Origin of the sequence: Micromonospora sp. NPDC005806 (assembly GCF_042871425.1) — a bacterium.
In the GTDB taxonomy this organism is placed as follows: domain Bacteria; phylum Actinomycetota; class Actinomycetes; order Mycobacteriales; family Micromonosporaceae; genus Micromonospora.
In genome coordinates this window covers 1-17,521 of sequence record NZ_JBIAIL010000049.1, presented here as the reverse complement: position 1 = coordinate 17,521, position 17,521 = coordinate 1, and the positions used below count along the sequence as shown (strand labels likewise).

Sequence of the window (17,521 nt, the reverse complement as noted above, 5' to 3'; positions counted from 1 at the left end):
CAGCCCTGGTCGGCGCGGTCCTTGCCCGATCCAGCTGCCGCAGCGGGACGCGGTAGCGCTGGTCGGCGGCCTTCTGCGGGCCGGAGGTCTGGTGCACCTGATCGAAGTGGGTAGCGCGCAGACCCCCGGCGTTAGCCGTGGGGATAGCGTGTTTCGGACGGACAGTAGATAGCACGACGCTGTATCGACGCACCGGCGCGATTTCGCCAGATGCGTGCGCTGGGCATGCAAGGCCGACCACCGGGTCTCACAGCGGAAGGAGATCCTCGGCGAGGGCGTCCGTGATCTGCAGCGCGTCGCTCGAACCGGTCAAGAATGGGAACCCGCCGCGGAGGAAGACCCAGTTAAGGTACTGCACGAACGGCATCGTCGCCTCCGCGACGAACAGCCCGTCGGCATGAGCATCAGGCACCACCATGCCGTACGGACCACCACCGCTGACGTTGTCCTTGTGGTACCGGGTCCGGCGCCAGGGTCAGCTGGAACGGCCTGGCATTGGGATCGTCTGCACTCCGATCGCCCCACTGCTCCCATTCATACTCGTAGTGGAAACGCATAGACGAGTGAGGATAGTGCGAACCCTCAACCTGGATCACCAGCGGATCGGCCGACGCAGACAGCGGCCAGTCCGGATGTGTACCGACGAGCCAGACATCCCCGACAATGCGCACCCACGACAGCAGTGTGAGCGGCACTGGACCGAACCGCTCCTGCAGCCAGGCGGCATACTCGACGGCCGCAGGAGTCGGCGGGATATGCGGTATCAGCGGAGTCTGCTCATCATCGTTGGCGTGGAACCGATACCCGTCACGAATCAACCGCTCCACGATCACCTCGACGTTGTGCCGCGCGCGTCGAACCATCTCGTCACAGACGAGCTGCACCTCCTCCAGCGCATCAGGCTCCCGTACCACATCGCCGAGCTGCGCCAGCTCATCCCACACCTGCCCGCGCTCCCCGGCGCGGTAGCGAACCAGCCAGCCCCCAGTCATGGGCACGATCTTCTCGCATTCCGGCTCTGGACCAGGGCCCAGAACGCACCGCCCGCCCAGGCCGCACCCCGGCCAGACCTGATCGTCGCCATCGGAGCTACTGGCCCGCCGGAGGCAACCCCGGACCGCCTCGACCGCTGCGACGACGGGTATGGGACTCGGGCAGACTGATGTTCTGGGCATGCCACATTGGCGGGAGATAACTCAAGGTCGTTTAGCCAGAGTGTCACGCGCTCGCCGGTGTGGCACCCTCCCGGCTGGCGCCTCGGGTGGTGCCAGGACGCGCGTTTCGGACGGTGGCGAGTGTGGCGAGGGCGATGCCCCAGGCCATGCTCAGCGCCGACCAGACCGGCCCGAACCCGCCGGGCGTGCCGGGCCGGGCGAGGCAGACGAGACCGAGATAGGCGGCCACAAGCCCGACCCCGGCCCCGACGAACCGCCGGCCCCGCACGCAGCACGCTGCCGTCCCGCTCAGCACCACGAGGACGAGGGCCACCGCGCCCTGCACGGCGTAGTGGTCGATCCCGATAGTGACGTCTTCGGGCAGCCCCACTCGGTTCGCCGCGTACATCGTGTGGGCGTACGCCAGCCAGGGCAGCGCGCCGAGCCCGGCCAGGACGGCCAGCGGCCGGTCCATCCGGACACCGCCCGTCGTGAGCGGCTCGCGCCCGGGCGCGAACGCCACGACGAGCGCCTCCCCGGCCACGGCCAGGGCGACGAGTACCAAGGCCCATTCAAGCGAGGCGGCGGCGGAGACCGCGAGGGCCGCCGCGACGCACAGCAACTGCACAACGGCGGGTGCTGACCGCCGGGGCCACGCGGCGATCCGGACGAAGGCCGCCGCGACGAACACGGTGAACAGCAGTCCCCAGCCGGCCTCAAGCGCCACCGCCCAGGCCGGGTCCCACGTCACCGCCAGGTCGGGCAGGCCGAAACCGGGAAGGACCAGCCACGTCAGCGCGAAGACGACTGCCGCGACCCGGACGCCGGCTGTCCCGACGGCGGTACCGGATTCACGACCCACAGCCCACCCCTGTCTCGGACACCCGTGTCAGGTTGGCGGAAAACCGGGGCCACTGGCCAAGTCTGCCGACAACCCGACACGGGCGGCTTCGTCATGCGCGACCCGGGGCATTGAGAAACACGGTCATGGCAGTCGCGTCGCTTGCACGCCCACCCGGGAGGCGCGGGGTGTTCGGTAACAAGGGTGGGCATCCGACGCCGCACCGGCACAGGTGCGGCGATGTCGCCGGTCACCCGGGAAGGGGGCGTAGGGCTGGCCGTCAACTGGCGCTAGGCCAGGACCCTGGTCAGGACTCACTCCGGTGCCGCCGGGTCGCTACCGGAACCTGTTCTGTTGGCAAGTTCCGTTAGCCGGCGTTCGAGGAAGCGGCGTTCAGCTCCATCGTCGGTGAGTTCCCTCGCACGTCGATAAGCGTCGCGCGCCTCATCGGTGCGCCCGAGCCGTCGCAGCAGTTCGGCCCTGGTTGAGTGTAGATAGCGGAAGTCATCCAGACCGAGTTCGTCGACGATACGCAGACCGGCCTGTGGTCCTTCCGTCTCGGCGACGGCGATGGCACGGTTCAGCTCGACGACCGGCGAGGCGGTCAGGCGGGCGAGCTCGCCGTACAGGGCGGCGATCTGCGCCCAGTCGCAGGGCGTTTCGGCGTGCAGCGAGGCGATCGCAGCCTGCAGGACGTAGGGCCCGCGGCCGCCCAAAGCGATCGCCTGGTCGAGTTCGGCGCGTCCCCGGGCGATCTGCGTGGTGTTCCACCGTGACGGGTCCTGATCTTCGAGCAGCACCAGTTCGCCGTCGTTGAACCGCGTCTCGCGGCGGGAGTCGTGCAAGAGCATCATCGCCAGAAGCCCGCGAACCTCGGGGTCGTCGGGAAGCAGTTCGGTCAGTGCACGTCCCAGCCAGATCGCCTCGGCCGCGAGCTCGTCGCGACCGCCGTAACCCTCGTTGAAGATCAGGTACACGACGGTGAGTACGGCGTCGAGACGCTCGCGGAGCAGGTGATCCGGCGGGATCCGGAACGGGATCCCCGCCGCCTTGATCTTGCGTTTGGCCCGCACCAGACGCTGCGCCATGGTGCGCTCCGGGACGAGCAGGGCGCGGGCGATCTCGTCGGTGGTCAAGCCGCCGAGGGTACGCAGCGTGAGCGCGACCTGCGCCTCGATGCCGAGCGCCGGGTGACAGCAGGTGAAGATGAGTTCCAGGCGTTCGTCAGGAAACGTGGTGGTGTCCACGGGCATCTCGACCTCTTGGGCAGCGACGAGCAGGCCCAGCCTGGCGGCGAAAGCTCGGTCGCGACGGATGTGGTCGGTGGCGCGGTTACGCGCCGTGCGGATCAGCCAGGCGCGCGGATTGGTTGGCACGCCGTCGCGTGGCCAATGATCGGCGGCGATGACGAATGCCTCCTGCGCGGCGTCCTCGGCGAGGTCGAAGTCGCCGAGGACGCCGATGAGGGTGGCCAGGACGCGCCCCCACTCGTCGCGGAAGATCTCGTCAAGTGCCGTTACCAATACACTTCCGACGGCCGGATCTCGACGGCTCCGCCATAACGTGCCGCCGGGACGCGAGCGGCCACCTCGATGGCCGCGTCGATGTCGTCGGCCTCGAGGATGAACAGACCGCCCACGGCCTCCTTCATCCCGACGAACGGGCCATCGGTCGTCAGGGTCTTGCCTCCTTCGACCCGCACGGTGGTCGCGTTCTCGGCGAGTCCCAGCGGCGGTACGGGGGTGACACCCGGTGTCTGGTTGATCGCCTGGTAGTCGGCGTAGACCTGCTTCTGCTCCTCCTCGATGAGCGCGGCCTGCCGTTCGAGCGCCGGGCCTTGGTAGATGAGCATGACGTACTTCATGGCTACCTCCTCGTCGGTACCAGGTTCGCAGTAAGACGAACGGCGAGCCGCGAAATCGACACCTCAACACCGAAAACCCGATCCGGCCCCCATCAGAGCAAGGCCGTTCGGTAGGCGATCATCGTCCACGCTGCACACACGCGCGTGGCGCACGCTCATCGGCATTACCGAGCGACCGCTGACCCAATCACCGTGACAGTGAGTAGCGCTCGGATCGCAGCAGTTGAGGATGCTCGTGGGGAGGCGACCATCGGCGGCGCCTGACGACGCACGTCAAGAAGCGTCGCCGTTGCACTTGATCATCGCACAGCGACGAGAAGCATCTATTCCGGGCAGCGACGCTTCGTGTTGCATCGCGGCTGCCAGCTCGCGCCCGATCTCCGCGCCGGATAGCTCTCGGTACCCAAGTGTCCGGTAGTAGGGGCCGTTCCAGGGCACGTCGCGAAATGTCGTCAGGGTCGTCGCCGGCCGATCGTTGCGCCTGCCCCATGTCTCGAGGTGCGATATGAGCCGGCGGCCGATGCCCCGCCGAGCGTGAGTGGGAGCTACTGATACCTGCTCTATGTGGGCATTACCGTCCAGCACCCTTGCCACGATGTAGCCGGCGATCTTCCCATCTTCCTCGGCAACCCAGATCAGCCCTTGCTGCTGACTTCGACTCAGGGCCTGCTGATCGGGGACATGGTCGGCCACCTCTGACATGCCAACCGAGTGGAAGAGCTCGCCAGCCTGGATCTCGAGCAGGGCCAAGTCATCGAGCTCCGACTGTCTTGCCGAACGGATCAGCGGGGAAGCCATCTCCTCACCTTCTCACAGAGGCAGGACGTCCTGTCATCGCCACGAGCGGGCGGCGCAGCCCGCCAGGCGACCGTGACAGAAAGTAGCGCCGGTCGGCGGCAGGTGCGGATGCCTGATCATGACGCCTGGCTTTTCTCAGCCCGTTGACAACGTTCGGTAATGCTGCTGCGTGGTGATTAGTGTGAGCATGGACAGCGAACCATCTGCCGTAGGCCCCGCTTCTGTGGTGCCCACGGTGGTTGGCGAACCGGAGGCCGTTCGCCTCCGGGTTGGGGCAGTGGGCACGCGTGACGAGGAGTTCCTCGAGTTCGTGCGCGCGTCCGGTCGCTACCTGCTACACACTGCTGTGCTGCTGTGTGGTGACCCGGTCCGGGCGGAGGAACTGGTCCAGGCCACCTACGAGCGCACCTATCGCTCCTGGCGCGTGGCGCGCGACGGCGACCCGCAGGCGTACGCGCGTCGTGTGCTGGTCAACCTGCGGGTCGATGGGTGGCGGCGCACCCGTCGCGAGGTCGTCGTCGACCCGGTCGCCCTCCCCGATCAGGCCGGGCCCGACCACGCGGGCGCCGTCGTCGCCCGTAACGCCGTGGTCCAGGCTCTGGCCCGGCTGCCGCTCGCGCAGCGGCGGGTTGTGGTGCTGCGACACCTGCTCGACCTCACCGAGACCGAAGTTGCCCGCGAACTGGAGATCTCGGTCGGCACGGTCAAGTCCCACCACGCGCGGGGCATCGCGCGGCTGCGCGAGATCTTCGCGGAAGGGGATCTGTGATGAGCGTCCGGCTACACGATGACGACGTCGTCGCCCGCCTGCGGGCCGGCGCCCCGGGCTACCCGGATGCCGGTCCCGACGCCGGTCGTACGCTCGCCGCCGCCCGACGAGCGCTGCGCCGTAGCCGGGGCCGGCGGGCGCTCGGCAGCGTGGCCGCGGTCGTGGCCGCGGTCGTCGGACTCACGGCGGTCGGCCCGATCGAGCTGCCCGGCTTCGGCACGTTCGCCATGCCTGGCGGGCATGACATCGATTCGCTCCCGAACCAGGGTGAGCCGCCCGTGTACCCGCGCCAGCGGCTGCTCGACGACGTCGCGGACCTGGAGCTTCAGGTACTGCCAGTGGCCGAGGACTTGGGACTCACCCGGTACATCAACGACGGAGCAGCGTGGGGTCATCCGGCGTGCCGCGTGTTCACCTGGTCGCACGGAGCGTTCCGGGACCGCGACTCGGGTTGCGCGAATGCCGACGACCCCGAGCTGCCGTTCGACACCGAGAGCGAGGCTGCGTTCACCCGGGTTTCCGGCGCGATCGAGCACTCTGGCGTGAACGTGTACCGGATCGAGGAGGGCGGCTGGGGCCCCGGCACGTCGTTCCACCTCCGCGACAGCTCTTGGAGGTGGAACTGGTACTACTCCTACGTTCCCGGCACCCCGGCCGATGCCCCACAAGAGGAGCGGACGCAGACACGACTCGGCGTCAGGCTGCAGGTTCACGTCAGCGGTGACTGGTGGTTCACCGTGGAGCCCGACGACTGACATGGCGACGTCGGCCTGCGGCCGTTGCGTCCATGGTCATCCGACAGAACGGCCAGTCAGACTGCGCGTTTCGGTCGGATGACCCGTGCATGACGCCGTGGCCCGCAAGATCAGGCGCACTCATCTCGGCATGTCCGGACACTCCGAGGGCTGCTGCTGGGTGGTCACGCTCCTCATCGCGCCGATCGCGGCATGGCTGCTCAGACGGGCAAGCACGTGCCATCGTGCAGCGTCCCAGCTACGCCGGCCGCTTCGCTCGAGGGAAGCACGTAGCCGAGCACGCAGGCACCTCCAACTCGCGCGGCGAACACGAGCCCTTTGCCCTCGGTGATGTCGTCGGACCGCGCGGGTCGTACGGCATGGTCGACCAGACCCACCCGGTTTAGCGCGTTCCGCAGTTCGCCGGCGTCGATTTTGTCGCGACTGCATGGCCCGGGTCCGCCGGCCGCAGTCGTCACGCAGACCGGCGGCTGCCGATCGATCAGGGCCGACAACTCCGTTCGGAGTTCAACGGCGGCGAGTCGGGCGGTCTCCCGCGCCGCTTGGCTCGGGGTGCTCCGGCCCGCCGCGACGGCGAGGTCCCAGCATGGATCGGGCACCGCTCCGGTCGGTTGCGGGGGTTGGAAACAGGTGATGGCTCGGGGGGCGGTCGGTTCTGCCGCAGTGCTGCCACCATCACTGCTCTGGACCAAGATTGGCACGCTGAGCGAAACGGCGGCAGAGAGGACGAAGGCAGCACCGAGCGCTGCCGCTATGACGGCCGGTCTCGGTGAGCGCCAATTCACCCGCCAGACAATACGCATGACGGGTTCGGCTCGCCGAGTGGGACGAGGTGCCGGCTGGGTTGAAGCTATCGAGTCCTTCGCCGCTCTGCTCCCTACTTCCTAAGCCCGGCTACCCCGCCAAACGGTGACGCACTCATCTCGGCAGATCCGCACACTAGCGGCCAGATGAGTGACGCGAGCCGAGCCATAGATAGGCAGGTCGCCTCGCATGGTCGATAGTGGGTACGTGGGAAGCGAACAACTCGCGTGGTCCGGCCGCGACTGGCGGATGCCGGTATGGCTCTGGGTCGGCCTGGCGACGATGTTCGTAAGCGCGCTGCACATCATCATCGACTTCGGCGTCGGCCTGTTCGACCTGCACGGGACGCTGACTCTGACCGAGGCGGCAACGCTTGTCGGCGTTGCGCTCATCCAGCTCTGGTGGGCGATTTCCTTCATGGCGGGCGCTCGAGGCAACGGCAGCGGCGTCGCCAGCGCCGGGATCCTCGGCGCCGGCTGGGCGGCGCTGACCAACGGCTTCCCGATCGTCTACTGCCCGCCCGTGTGCGAAGAGGCGCGGCCGCTGACCGACCTCGGCCACGTTGGCAGCATCGTGTTCGGCATCCTGCTCGCGTTGGTCGCCATCTGGTCGCTGTGGCGCGCCCGGGCGCGCCCGGGTTGGTTCATGCCGGCCGTTGCGGCAGCCTTGGTGGTCGGGACTGTCGTGTCGCTGGCGAACGCCCCGATCACATAGGCGCGCCGACAGCGGCATGGTCGGAGGCTCCGCGCCGACAGCGGCTACTTAGAGTGCACTGTGCCAACCCATCAAGGCAGCGGAATGAAGCCTCCGGAGGCCGGGCGCTGTCTTGCGAGCGAGGAGGACTCAGCGGGCGGTAACCGGCCCGGGGACGGCCGCCAATCCCGCCTGATCAACCCGAACACCCACGAGTCCGATACCTCGCCGTTCACGACGCAGTCCTCCCGCAATGTCCCTTCACGCAGGAATCCGAGCTTCTCCAGGACGCGGGCAGATGCCGCGTTGCGCGTGTCGGTCTCGGCCTGGACTCGATTCAGGTCCAGCGTGTCGAATGCCCACTGCAGCAAGGCGCGCGCGGCCTCCGTCGCGTAGCCGTGGCCCCATGCTGCATCGTCGAGGCAGTAGCCCAGCGACGCGCTGCGGTAGTCCGGGTTCCACCGGGTCAGACTGCACCAGCCGATGAAGGCCCCGTCGGAAACACGGTCCATGGCCAGCCGCGCCCCGGTGCCGTCGTTCGCCATCTGCCGGCAGGCCGCGATGAACCGCTCGGCGCGCGCACGTTCGGTCCAGGGCGGCGCGTCCCAGTAGCGCAGCACGTAGGCGCTGCTGTGCGGCGCGAAGAGGGCGTCCGCGTCCGCATCGGTGAAGGGGCGCAGTCGCAGGCGAGCGGTGTGCAGTGTGGGGGTAGGCAGTGTGGGGGTCGGCAGGGACATGCGTGCCATCTTGCCTCGTCATGAGGAGCGGCCGGACAACCGCGCACGCGATACCGGTCTTCATAACCAGGTTCTCCAAGGGCGGGCGGAAGAATGCCTGCCCATCGGCAGATCCGGTTGCTCACCGACGAAGGTCAGCGCCCGGACTGCGGCACGAGCGGATGCCCACGTCTTCGTCAGCATATGTTGACGAGCGGCTCGACGTCAGCATATGCTGACGCCATGTCCGCGATCGCCGACCTTGACCGCGCCGCACGCGGCAGCGACCCCGACATCGCCCTGCGAGCGGTGGCCCGTCTTCGCCGCCTGCTGGAACAGCTGGAAGTCGACCAGGTCGCGGCGGCGCGACGGGCCGGCTGGTCCTGGCAGGAGATCGCCGTCCGGCTGGGCGTCACCAAGCAGACCGTGCATCGCAAGTACCGCCGTTACGAGGAGGCCTGATGTTCCAGGGCGATCACCCCGATCTCCGCAGTGCGGTGGGCCGTGCCCTGGCCATGGCCCGCGATCTCGGCCATCCCCGCGCCGGCAGCGAGCACCTCCTGCTGGCCCTCAGCGCGGCGGGTGGCATTGTCAGCGCCGTGCTCAGCCAGCTCGGCGCGACCGAGGCGGCCGTCCGGGAGATGGTGTGCCAGGCCGCGCCGCTGGGCGCTGGGGCCGCCGCCGACCGCGACACCCTGGCACCGCTCGGCATCGATGTGGACTGGTTGCTGTCACGGCTGAGTCCGGCCGTTCTGGATCGGCCGACCGCAGGCGAGCCGCTGCTGCCGTTCGGAGCGGTCAAAGCACGACGGCGTTGCGCTCGCATGAGCCCGCCGCTCGGACTCGACGCCCAAGCAGCCTACGAGGCATCACTGCGGCTCGCACTCGCCCGCCGCGACCGCGAACACCGTCCGGAACACCTCGCGATGACCCTCGTTGCGCTCGATCCCGGTGCTGGGTGGGTACTACGCGCCGCCGGCGTCAACGCCGCGGCCCTACTCGTCGAGCTGGCAAGCGCCTTCCCACCGCCGAAGCGCAACCTGCTGCTGCGCGCCGAACGCTGGGCCGGCCGACGATCTCGCCATCATGACCTCGTCCGGCGCTACCAGCGCACGACCGGGCGAACGGTCACCTCGGACGGCGCGGTCGCCGCACTCATCGCAGGCTGACACCACGTCCGGCTGCTGCGGCCACCGCTCATCGGCATGTCCGGATCTCTGGCTCGAGGACTTCCAGGCTCCGCGATCATGCGGGCCTGCCGAGGACGGGCGGATTGACCGACGCAGTGGGTACGCCGCGACGGGCCGGCGGGGCGGCGATACGACGAAGCGCTGCGATCTGATTGATCCAGCTGCTCAGCCGAGTGATCTTGACGACGTCGCCGGTCTTCGGGGCGTGAATGACGAGTCCTCCGCCGAGGTACATGCCGACGTGACGCGGGTTGGTCATGGTGCCTTGGCTGCCGGGAATGAGGATGAGGTCGCCGGGGAGCAAGAGCGCTGGGTTGGCCACGGGCTTTCCGGCGTTGACCTGCTCGGTCGTGATGCGGGGAAGGGAGATGCCGGCCGCTCGGTATGCCGCCTGCGTGAGGGACGAGCAGTCGCATTGCTTGTCGGGGTCGCCGGAGTGCGGGTCGGTGCACGATCCGCCGAAGTGGTACGGGGTGCCGAGCTGGTTGACGGCCCAGAAGATGGCCGTGGCGACGGCGGGTGGTGTGTTGGCGGGGAGCGCGAATCCATCCGGGAGGGCGGCGGGCGTATCGGTGGCGCAGCCCGCAAGGGTGTTGGTCAGCTGCTCCACCAGGTGCAAAGCATTGTCGGTCCACTTGGCGTACACGTCGGGGAAGGCAGAGACCTGGACCGCCTGGGCGGCCTGGGTCAGGGGCATCGTCTCCCAGTCGGGAATGGTCAGGAGCTTGTCGAAGAATTTGCCCGCCTGGTAGGCGGGCTCGGACAGTTGCGCGACGGTGCCCCAGCCCCGGCTCGGTCGCTGCTGGAACACGCCGATGGAGTCGTGGTCGTTGCTGTCGCCGAGATGTGGCAGGTTGCGCAGGCCGGATTCCTGCATGCCGGTGGCGACCGCGATGACCCAGCCCCAGCGGGGTACGCCTTTGGCGGCGCCGACGTCGGTAATGGTCGCGGCGATCTCCAGTTGTTCGGTGTCCCAGCTATCGGTGGGGGTCGGTCGCTCGGAGGGACGCACGGCGGGCAGGGCGACGATGCCGCATCCGCTGGAGCCGCCGCTCATGACGGCCGACAGCACCAGCATGGGCAGTCCGAAGCAGGCCACGGCGACGACGGTGACAACTCCGATGACGATCTTGAGCATGTTGTTGTCCTTCCGTTGAGCACGAAAAAGAGGCCGGTCTCCGCGCGGATGCGCGGCCGGCGACAGTGGCGCGAAGATTCCTGCTGCAGGCGGTGGATGAAGGGACAGCAGCAACGGTGACGGAGGCGGACCACACCCCCGACGAGGACTCCGTCGATCTTGGCGTGGTGGCGGTCGCGGCGATGCCCGCAGCGGGTCGATGAGCGTGGCGTCGACTGGCGGGTGGCGGGCGTCGAGCCGTTGAGCTTTCGGGTAGCTGGGTGTAGCAGTCTTCGCAGGTGTGCCGGATGCGCGGCGAGTCCTCGGTCTCCCACGTGTGGACGTCTGCGGCGAGTAGGCCGCACACCGGCTGCCGCAGGTCGCGGGGGTGGCGGACGCCCCGCTCATCGGCTGGCCGCCGGGCCTGGTCCGCGTTGGCTGTGCTCGGCTATGCCATGGGCGCGTGTCCCTTCCTCTTGTGGGCCGGGGCGGCGGCACGAGTGACCGCCGCCCCGGTGGTTGTGGGGGAGTGGTGGTCAGACCTTGAGCAGGTCGAAGGCGGCCACCTTTAGGTCGCCGACGTTGCCGGTTAGCACCCGGTTGGCGCGGGCGATAGCGTTCTTGGCGGGCTGGTAGTGGTCGAGGTACTCGGTGATGGCCTGGTATCCGGCCCACCGGCTGCCGGTAATGGCTTTCTGGGTGTCGGCCTCGCGGATCAGGTACTTGAGGGTGCCCAGGCGCTGCTTGGCGTTGTTCTTGGTCTGCTCGGACGCGTTGTCCTTGACCGGCCACACCTGCGCAACGACGTTCTCGAACTCCCGCATCGGCAGCTCGGTCTGCAGCATCCGTTCGGCGGCCTTCTCGAAGGTCTCCATGTACTTCCACATCAGGCCCAGGGCCTCACGAGCCTGGCTGATCTGAGAGTTGACGTTGGAGGTGTGCCGGAACGTGTAGTGCCCGACCGAGTTGGCGAAGGCGGCGCGTTGGGTGTGTCGGGTAGGCCCCTGCCCTCTCAGGCAGAGGCCCCCCTCAGAACCGGACGTGCGACTCTCATCGCATCCGGCTCAAGCGGGCCCCTGGGGCGGCATTCGGGAATCGTGACTGGCACCTTATGCGGAACCATGGTGCTTCCGGTGGCAGTCGGAGTGGATGAGTACACGGTTGGACTTGTGATCCGATCCTCCGCGTGAGCGGTAGGTCAGATGGTGTGCGTTGACAGTTCTGGCGGTCGCGAGAAACCATTCGGCCCACTCGCGGACGCTTTCGGGCTCGTATGCGGCCCCTTCGATCAGGTCCAGCCCGCACAGCGGGCACAGGCCTTTCTGCCGGGCAGCCAGGTAGACGTTCAGCTGCCGGTCTGTCTGGGGGTACGTGCCCTTCCTGGTGCGCTCAGCCCAGTACGTCGACAGCGTCGGATCGTCCTTGGAGGCCGAATCCTTCACCATCACGTGCCTGCGTATGCGCGTCCAGGAGAACTTTCGCAGATGCGCGCCGGTCTCCTTCTCGCCGAAGACCCACTTGTCCGTCCGGGTGGGATTGAAGCGCCCGAAGTAGTTGTGCACGATCCAGTCCGTGCTCTTCATCGGGTGCCGCCGTTTGGCCCACCGCATCATCCGCCAGTACATCCAGTTATCCAGACCGTCGAAGGTCCAGCTGGACACAGCATGGCAGTAGTAGGTGGTCCATCCCTTAATCAGAGGATTCAGACGCCGGATGAGGTCGCCGGTGGTGGCCGTGGCCATCTCCTTCACGATCCCCCGGATCTTCGTCTTGACCCTCTTGACCGCGTCCCTGCTCGGCTTGATCAGGAGCTTTCCGTCGTACCGCCTGACGTTGAAACCCAGGAAGTCGAAGCCCTCATCGAGGTGAACGACCTTGGTCTTCTCCTCGTTGAACGCCAGCCCTCTGGGCTCCAGCCACGCGGCCAGGTCCGCCTTGATCTTCAGCGCTTCCTCCTTCGTGGTGCACAGCACCACGAAGTCGTCGGCGTACCGGATCAGGAAGGGGCTATTCCTCCACAATCGTTGCTCAGTGGTGAGATAGGGATCATCCCCTGCGGCCGTTCCCATACCGTGTAGCGCAATGTTGAGCAGCAGAGGGCTGATCACGCCGCCTTGCGGTGTGCCGTCCTCTGTCGGGGCGAAGCGCCCGTGCTCCATCACCCCAGCCTTGAGCCATCCCTCGATCTCTCTGCGAGCAGGGAAATCGCCGATGGTCTCCAGCAGGCGATCGTGGTTGATCCGGTCGAACGCGCTCGACAGGTCCGCGTCCAGCACCCACAGTCTGCGGGAGTCTTTCCGCGATACCGTCTTGAAGATGCGCTCGACTGCGTCGTGGCACCCTCGTCCGGGTCTGAAGCCGTAGCTCCGCCCTTCGAAGCGCGCCTCCCATTCCGGCTCCAGGGCGTTCTTCACCCTGGCCTGCTCGACCCGGTCCCTCATGGTCGGGATGCCGAGTGGTCGCATCTTGCCGTTCGCCTTCGGGATGTGCACCCGCCGCACCGGCAGCTTGCTGAACTTCGGTTTGCCGGAGAGCTGTCTGAGCAGCGTTCCCCTCTCGATGTCCCGCAGTGCTATGAACCCGTCCACGCCGGGTGTGCGGCGGCCCATGCTGCGTTGCGTCACCCGCCTGATGGAGACCACCAGATTGCTGCGGGAGCGCAGCATCAGCCTCTGTAGATTCCTGACCTTCTTCAGGTCGTTGTCCTGTGCCGCCTTGAAGATGCGCTGCCTCAGCCGCCGTACGTCATCCTCGGCCTTGGCCCAGTCGATGCTGTGCCAAAGCTGGGTGTCGTTCAAGTCCTTCTTCACTCCGGGGGCCTCGACGGCCACGGTTGCGGTCATGTCGACCTCCTTTGCGCCTAATCGGGTTTCTTGATGCTGGCCGCTTTGCGTTGCCCTCTTCAAAGGTCCACCAAGTCCGCGTCAGCTCCCTTTCGAGCCGGGCCATTCAGGTGCCCGTATCCACCGGGTTATGGACGGGGGGCCAAGGTGCCCCTTGCTTTCCGTCTTTTCCCCTGGGCTTTCGCCCCAGTGGCGTTCGCTTCTCGGACTCTCCTTCGCCCGCAGCGGGATTCGGCCTTCGTTGCCTCCGGCTTACCAAGTTGCCCTGGACCGCTACGGGGTTGTCCTGTTCCACTCCGTCCAGATGCGGACCGGGAGGATGCCTCCTATACCCCGGGGCCGTGGTGACCGTCCGACCGTTGCGCTAGTAACTGGCCGGCACGTTGGCTTTCCAGCCGTAGCCCTACCGCCGTGTTCTGCACCATGCGGCGTTGTCGTTGACGAGGCCTCGTCAGAGGTTCACTCTCGTTCATCCTTCGGTCCTTCCCCTTACCCTGTGCCAGGTGATGGCCCACCCGGCCTCGAGGTCTCTTTCTCGGAGGGCTCCGAACGGCTCCGTTACCAGAACCGCCCGCCTCCTAGGGGACTCGCCCTTGGTCACTGGCGAGGGGATAGGCGTTCCTTATTTACCTATCCCACTGGAGTAGAGCGGCTTTCAGGCCGCACTGGCGCACACCACTCGGATGGGGCTGGCGTCCACCCGCAGGGCGGCGGTGCCGTCGTGGGAGGTGGTGCCGATCAGGTAGAGATCCAGGCGGTCTACCCCGACGATCTCCATCGCCGTGGGCAGCTTCATGGTCACGAACACGCTCTTGCCGCGGCGTAGACTGCCGGCGGTCTCGAAGTGGGCGCCACCCACCTCATCCACGAGGCGGTCCAGCATCTCGGCGCACTGCTCGTTCTGCACCACCGTGTAGTCGGTGCCGACGATGCCCAGGTACTCGGTGGCGCCGGTGACCGGGTTGCGGCGGACGGTCATCCGCTTGTCGTCGGCGGGGATCTGCACCTCAACCCCGTCGGCGATGTCGATGCCGACGGTGCGGATGGTGCGTACACCCCAGTCGCCGAGCCGGGCGGCGGCCATGATCTCTTCGGCGCGCATGGTGTCCTGGGTGACGGTGCCGAGTTGGTGCCAGGCCGACAGGCGGGCGCTGGCGAAGGCGGTGGTTCCGTCCGCGAACGTCTCCAGTTCGTGCGGCACGGGTTGCTCCTCTCGATGCGGCTGCGGGGGCCGAGCGCACGGCTCGGCCCCCGGCGATGGGATAGGGATTGGTGGGTCAGGACTGCTCGGCGGGGTAGGCCTGCGCCGGGTAGGCGAAGGTCAGCGGCGTGTCGGAGACCAGGAGGATGCGGCCGGCGGCGGCGGCCTTGGTGCAGTTGTTGCGCACCGCCCCGGAGCTGACGGTGCGGCCGAGTTGCCCGCCGATGGCGGTGGCGATGTCCTGCGGGCTCATCGCCCTGCCGGGGTTGGCGGCAAGGACGTCGAGGGTGAGCTTTTCCAGCTCGCCCCGGCCGAACGGTTGGCTGCCGTCGGCGTTGACGGTTACGTCGCCGCGCCGGCCCACGCTGCGTGCGGCGCCCGACGTACGGGTGCTCGGGCGGGTGGGCAGAGTGACGACGTGGGTATCGCCGTCCGGGCCGACGACGTGCAGCGTGCCGTCCGGCCGGATCAGCGGCAGTACCGCTGCCGTGGCGCTGGGCGTGTTCGCTACGCCGCGGATGACCTGAAGGCAGAGCGGGCAGCGGGGCGGCTCCGGGTTCGGGTCGACCTCGCTGGCCTTGGCCGGACCCGGGATCCACCGTTCGGGCAGGTCGGGCCGCCGTCGGGCGGCGTCGGCCTGCTCCATTACGGTGAGCAGGCGGGCGGCGGTGACCTGACCGATGCCGCTCTCGGCCACGATCACGTCGAGGGTTGCGCCGTCGTCGCCGTAGTCGGCCAGTACCCCTTTGATGGCCATGACCTTGCGGTCACCGGGACGCGTCGGCTGCACAACGGTGACTGTCCGACCCTCGCCGTCCTCGTCGGCGTCGCCGTTGTCGGCGTCGTCGTCCGAGGCCTTGTCGGTGGCGTCATTTCCGTCGGTATCGTTCTCCGCTTCGCCGGTCGCCTCGTCCGCGCCGTCGCCGTTGATCTCGTTGCCCGGGTGGTCGGCCGGTTCGGTGTCGCCGGTGTCCGGCTCGTCGGGCGCGTTGTCGGGGTCCGGGTCGGCGAGCTGCTCGGTGTCGTCCGCGCCGGCCGTGTGTCCGTCGCCGCAGTCGGTGACCTCGTCGGGCACGGCGTCGGTGGCCGGGGTCGCGAGGGTCCACTGGGTCGGCGTGCCCTCTGCGGAGTCGGCCTCGGTGTCCACCGCGACGATCACCCCGGCGTCGGCCAGCGTCTTGATCGCCTTGTCGGTGGTCGAGCGGGCCTTGCCCGACTTGTCGGCCAGTTCGTGGACGTTGCCCTGACCGAGATCCGTCAGGGCATCGAGGACGGCCTGCGTGGCAGGGGTCAGGGACAGGTTTTCCATCGGGTTCCCTCCTTGGAACGTGGGGTTGGGGATGCCCGGCACGGTGTTGTGCCGGGCGGTGGTGCGCCGGGTCGCGGGGCAGCGGTCAGCGCGGCAGGCGCGTACAGCGGTGCGCTGCCGTGCTGCATTGCTGGATTGCGGCCCGGTGGTCTCGGGGTTGCGTGATGCGGCCGAAACGGGTTAGGGGCCGGAGTCGGTGGGCTCGGCGGCCGCCGACTGCAGGATGTAGAGCCCGCCGTCGGCAGGGTGGCGGTAGATCTCGGCGTCAGCCTGGGACAGGCGCAGCTGCCCGGTGTCGACCTTCAGGTCGGCGTCGGACTTGACGACGCGTACGCGGCTGGTCCGCCCGGCGAGCTGCTGCTTACAGCGAGAGTCCGTGTCGCTGGGACGACCCGGAGCATGTTCCGGGGTTGCCACAGCGCCGCCGCTAGCGGCCCGGGGAAGGGACGCGGCGCCGGCATGGGGCGGCGGCGTGCTGGCTGAGGGCGCGGCCGGTTGTCAGGGCGACCGGGTGATCGATTGCGTTGTGGCGCGGGGTGTGGGTCTGCTAACTGGCGAGGTGGGCGAGTTCGGCCGGGGTGAGCTGGGCGGGGGTGCGGCTGTGCCAGGCGTCGGAGTGGCGCAGGTGCCACCAGCGCAGCAGCGACCGGCAGGCCGAGGCGGGGTCGTCGCACACCGGTAGCGGGTACGCCATGCCGGCCTCGATGTGCAGATGCTGCGGGTCGGTGTACGCGGTCGGCGTCCACCCCTGGTCGGCCTCGGTGACCTCGCCGACCATGCGATCCGGGTAGGGGATGCCAAAGGCGGTGGCGGCCTCGGCGTCGGGCACCACCAGCCAGGTGTGCGGATCCTTGAGCCGCAGCGTCGCCACGCCACGTGACGGGTCGCTGCGCCGCAGGAGCAGGTGCCGCTGGTCCCCGTCGCCGATGGGCCGGTGGTTGCGCCAGGCGCGGTAGGCGGTGACGAGTCCGGTCCCGAGGACGGTGTGCCGCTCGCGGGCGGTGAGCGCGTCGGTGAGGGTTTGGTGGTAGCCGGCCATGTGCAGGTCGGCTCGGGCGGCCAGTCCTTGCCGGGCCGTGTCGGCGAGCACACCCACGCGGGTGAGGGCCTGGTCGAGGCTGGTGGTGCTGTCGGTGAAGGCGCGGGCGGTCTTGTGCAGGACGCGGGCGAGGTCGCCGATCGGGTCGAGGGTGGCGGTGTCGTGGCGCCACAGGTGCTCGGGGAGGACGTCGTTGGTGTCGGCGGCGATGCGCCGAAGCGCCGGATCGGTCAGGAACATCGGAAGTCTCCTTTGTGGGTCTCGGGGTTGCGGGCATGCCGAGGGCCGGTCGCAGCGGGGCTGCGACCGGTCGTCGGTGTGTTCAGGCGATAGGGGTTAGTAGTTCGTGCGCTTGGTGGCGCGACCCTGAGCGGGTGAAAATCGGGCTAGGGCCGTCCGGCTGACGTCGTACCGTCTTGGCGCTGTCC

General features: G+C 68.2%; 18 protein-coding genes and 1 pseudogene. 5 read left to right on the top strand and 14 right to left on the bottom strand.

Translation table 11 applies throughout. From position 1 onward, the window contains the following. Positions 1-247: 247 nt before the first annotated feature. The 6 genes from ACFYOS_RS31945 to ACFYOS_RS31920 all read right to left on the bottom strand — a co-directional run bounded on the left by ACFYOS_RS31945 (position 248) and on the right by ACFYOS_RS31920 (position 4,657). A complete protein-coding gene (locus tag ACFYOS_RS31945; RefSeq protein WP_387149616.1) occupies positions 248-412 on the bottom strand; it encodes a hypothetical protein in 165 nt (54 codons plus the stop codon). Continuing rightward, on the bottom strand, positions 405-992 hold the full coding sequence (locus ACFYOS_RS31940) for a hypothetical protein (protein ID WP_387149613.1): 588 nt from the start codon (positions 990-992) through the stop codon (positions 405-407). Before ACFYOS_RS31940 ends, ACFYOS_RS31945 begins: the two co-directional genes overlap by 8 nt. A 226-nt stretch (positions 993-1,218) precedes the next feature. Then, positions 1,219-2,016, bottom strand: a complete 798-nt coding sequence (locus ACFYOS_RS31935; protein ID WP_387149610.1) for a hypothetical protein — start codon at positions 2,014-2,016, stop codon at positions 1,219-1,221. Between the two features lie 293 nt (positions 2,017-2,309). Further along, the gene (locus tag ACFYOS_RS31930; RefSeq protein ID WP_387149607.1) at positions 2,310-3,518 is read right to left on the bottom strand and encodes an RNA polymerase sigma factor; all 1,209 of its coding nucleotides are present in this window, start codon (positions 3,516-3,518) and stop codon (positions 2,310-2,312) included. Continuing rightward, the gene (locus ACFYOS_RS31925) at positions 3,512-3,859 is read right to left on the bottom strand and encodes a YciI family protein (RefSeq protein WP_387149604.1); all 348 of its coding nucleotides are present in this window, start codon (positions 3,857-3,859) and stop codon (positions 3,512-3,514) included. Before ACFYOS_RS31925 ends, ACFYOS_RS31930 begins: the two co-directional genes overlap by 7 nt. A 273-nt stretch (positions 3,860-4,132) precedes the next feature. Then, positions 4,133-4,657 carry a GNAT family N-acetyltransferase gene (locus tag ACFYOS_RS31920; protein WP_387149601.1) on the bottom strand — a complete coding sequence of 175 codons (525 nt, stop codon included), beginning with the start codon at positions 4,655-4,657 and terminating at the stop codon, positions 4,133-4,135. A 277-nt stretch (positions 4,658-4,934) separates the two neighbouring features. Between ACFYOS_RS31920 and ACFYOS_RS31915 the strand changes: the two genes are divergently transcribed. The 3 genes from ACFYOS_RS31915 (at position 4,935) to ACFYOS_RS31905 (ending at position 7,699) form a co-directional block, all read left to right on the top strand. Further along, a complete protein-coding gene (locus ACFYOS_RS31915) occupies positions 4,935-5,426 on the top strand; it encodes a SigE family RNA polymerase sigma factor (protein ID WP_387149598.1) in 492 nt (163 codons plus the stop codon). Further along, complete coding sequence (locus tag ACFYOS_RS31910; protein WP_387149595.1) at positions 5,426-6,181, top strand: hypothetical protein; 756 nt, start codon at positions 5,426-5,428, stop codon at positions 6,179-6,181. Before ACFYOS_RS31915 ends, ACFYOS_RS31910 begins: the two co-directional genes overlap by 1 nt. A 1,011-nt stretch (positions 6,182-7,192) precedes the next feature. Then, on the top strand, positions 7,193-7,699 hold the full coding sequence (locus ACFYOS_RS31905; protein ID WP_387149592.1) for a hypothetical protein: 507 nt from the start codon (positions 7,193-7,195) through the stop codon (positions 7,697-7,699). A 71-nt stretch (positions 7,700-7,770) separates the two neighbouring features. Here the strand turns inward: ACFYOS_RS31905 and ACFYOS_RS31900 are convergent, their stop codons facing one another. Next, entirely contained in the window at positions 7,771-8,415 is a 645-nt protein-coding gene (locus ACFYOS_RS31900; RefSeq protein WP_387149589.1) for a GNAT family N-acetyltransferase, read from the bottom strand. Between the two features lie 222 nt (positions 8,416-8,637). On the opposite strand from ACFYOS_RS31900, the gene ACFYOS_RS31895 reads away from it, so the two are divergent. Next, a complete protein-coding gene (locus ACFYOS_RS31895) occupies positions 8,638-8,856 on the top strand; it encodes a helix-turn-helix domain-containing protein (RefSeq protein ID WP_387149586.1) in 219 nt (72 codons plus the stop codon). Next, the gene (locus tag ACFYOS_RS31890) at positions 8,856-9,563 is read left to right on the top strand and encodes a Clp protease N-terminal domain-containing protein (protein WP_387149584.1); all 708 of its coding nucleotides are present in this window, start codon (positions 8,856-8,858) and stop codon (positions 9,561-9,563) included. The genes ACFYOS_RS31895 and ACFYOS_RS31890 overlap by 1 nt, the downstream gene beginning before the upstream one ends. Positions 9,564-9,639: 76 nt before the next feature. Here the strand turns inward: ACFYOS_RS31890 and ACFYOS_RS31885 are convergent, their stop codons facing one another. From ACFYOS_RS31885 to ACFYOS_RS31855, 7 genes and pseudogenes are all read right to left on the bottom strand, one after another. Further along, on the bottom strand, positions 9,640-10,722 hold the full coding sequence (locus ACFYOS_RS31885; protein WP_387149581.1) for a C40 family peptidase: 1,083 nt from the start codon (positions 10,720-10,722) through the stop codon (positions 9,640-9,642). A 515-nt stretch (positions 10,723-11,237) separates the two neighbouring features. Next, positions 11,238-11,717, bottom strand: a complete 480-nt coding sequence (locus ACFYOS_RS31880; protein WP_387149676.1) for a DUF932 domain-containing protein — start codon at positions 11,715-11,717, stop codon at positions 11,238-11,240. 93 nt (positions 11,718-11,810) lie between these two features. Next, positions 11,811-13,544: a group II intron reverse transcriptase/maturase gene (ltrA, locus tag ACFYOS_RS31875; protein ID WP_387149578.1), complete on the bottom strand. Its 1,734-nt coding sequence runs from the start codon at positions 13,542-13,544 to the stop codon at positions 11,811-11,813. A gap of 664 nt (positions 13,545-14,208) precedes the next feature. After that, positions 14,209-14,745 (bottom strand): annotated as a pseudogene (locus tag ACFYOS_RS31870) (DUF932 domain-containing protein); the annotation flags it as partial. A gap of 76 nt (positions 14,746-14,821) precedes the next feature. Continuing rightward, on the bottom strand, positions 14,822-16,054 hold the full coding sequence (locus ACFYOS_RS31865) for a MarR family transcriptional regulator (protein ID WP_387149575.1): 1,233 nt from the start codon (positions 16,052-16,054) through the stop codon (positions 14,822-14,824). 180 nt (positions 16,055-16,234) lie between these two features. Beyond that, positions 16,235-16,471 carry a hypothetical protein gene (locus tag ACFYOS_RS31860; RefSeq protein WP_387149571.1) on the bottom strand — a complete coding sequence of 79 codons (237 nt, stop codon included), beginning with the start codon at positions 16,469-16,471 and terminating at the stop codon, positions 16,235-16,237. A gap of 130 nt (positions 16,472-16,601) precedes the next feature. Then, positions 16,602-17,333, bottom strand: coding sequence for a hypothetical protein (locus ACFYOS_RS31855; RefSeq protein WP_387149568.1), 732 nt, complete (start codon positions 17,331-17,333; stop codon positions 16,602-16,604). Between the last annotated feature and the right edge of the window lie 188 nt (positions 17,334-17,521).

Excerpts from the sequence above, each read along its gene's own strand:
- ACFYOS_RS31895 (WP_387149586.1), top strand. The coding sequence starts at position 8,638 with ATGTCCGCGATCGCCGACCTTGACCGCGCCGCACGCGGCAGCGACCCC.
- ACFYOS_RS31925 (WP_387149604.1), bottom strand. The coding sequence starts at position 3,859 with ATGAAGTACGTCATGCTCATCTACCAAGGCCCGGCGCTCGAACGGCAG.
- ACFYOS_RS31900 (WP_387149589.1), bottom strand. The coding sequence starts at position 8,415 with ATGTCCCTGCCGACCCCCACACTGCCTACCCCCACACTGCACACCGCT.
- ltrA (WP_387149578.1), bottom strand. The coding sequence starts at position 13,544 with ATGACCGCAACCGTGGCCGTCGAGGCCCCCGGAGTGAAGAAGGACTTG.
- ACFYOS_RS31890 (WP_387149584.1), top strand. The coding sequence starts at position 8,856 with ATGTTCCAGGGCGATCACCCCGATCTCCGCAGTGCGGTGGGCCGTGCC.
- ACFYOS_RS31865 (WP_387149575.1), bottom strand. The coding sequence starts at position 16,054 with ATGGAAAACCTGTCCCTGACCCCTGCCACGCAGGCCGTCCTCGATGCC.
- ACFYOS_RS31855 (WP_387149568.1), bottom strand. The coding sequence starts at position 17,333 with ATGTTCCTGACCGATCCGGCGCTTCGGCGCATCGCCGCCGACACCAAC.
- ACFYOS_RS31910 (WP_387149595.1), top strand. The coding sequence starts at position 5,426 with ATGAGCGTCCGGCTACACGATGACGACGTCGTCGCCCGCCTGCGGGCC.
- ACFYOS_RS31885 (WP_387149581.1), bottom strand. The coding sequence starts at position 10,722 with ATGCTCAAGATCGTCATCGGAGTTGTCACCGTCGTCGCCGTGGCCTGC.
- ACFYOS_RS31920 (WP_387149601.1), bottom strand. The coding sequence starts at position 4,657 with ATGGCTTCCCCGCTGATCCGTTCGGCAAGACAGTCGGAGCTCGATGAC.
- ACFYOS_RS31940 (WP_387149613.1), bottom strand. The coding sequence starts at position 992 with ATGACTGGGGGCTGGCTGGTTCGCTACCGCGCCGGGGAGCGCGGGCAG.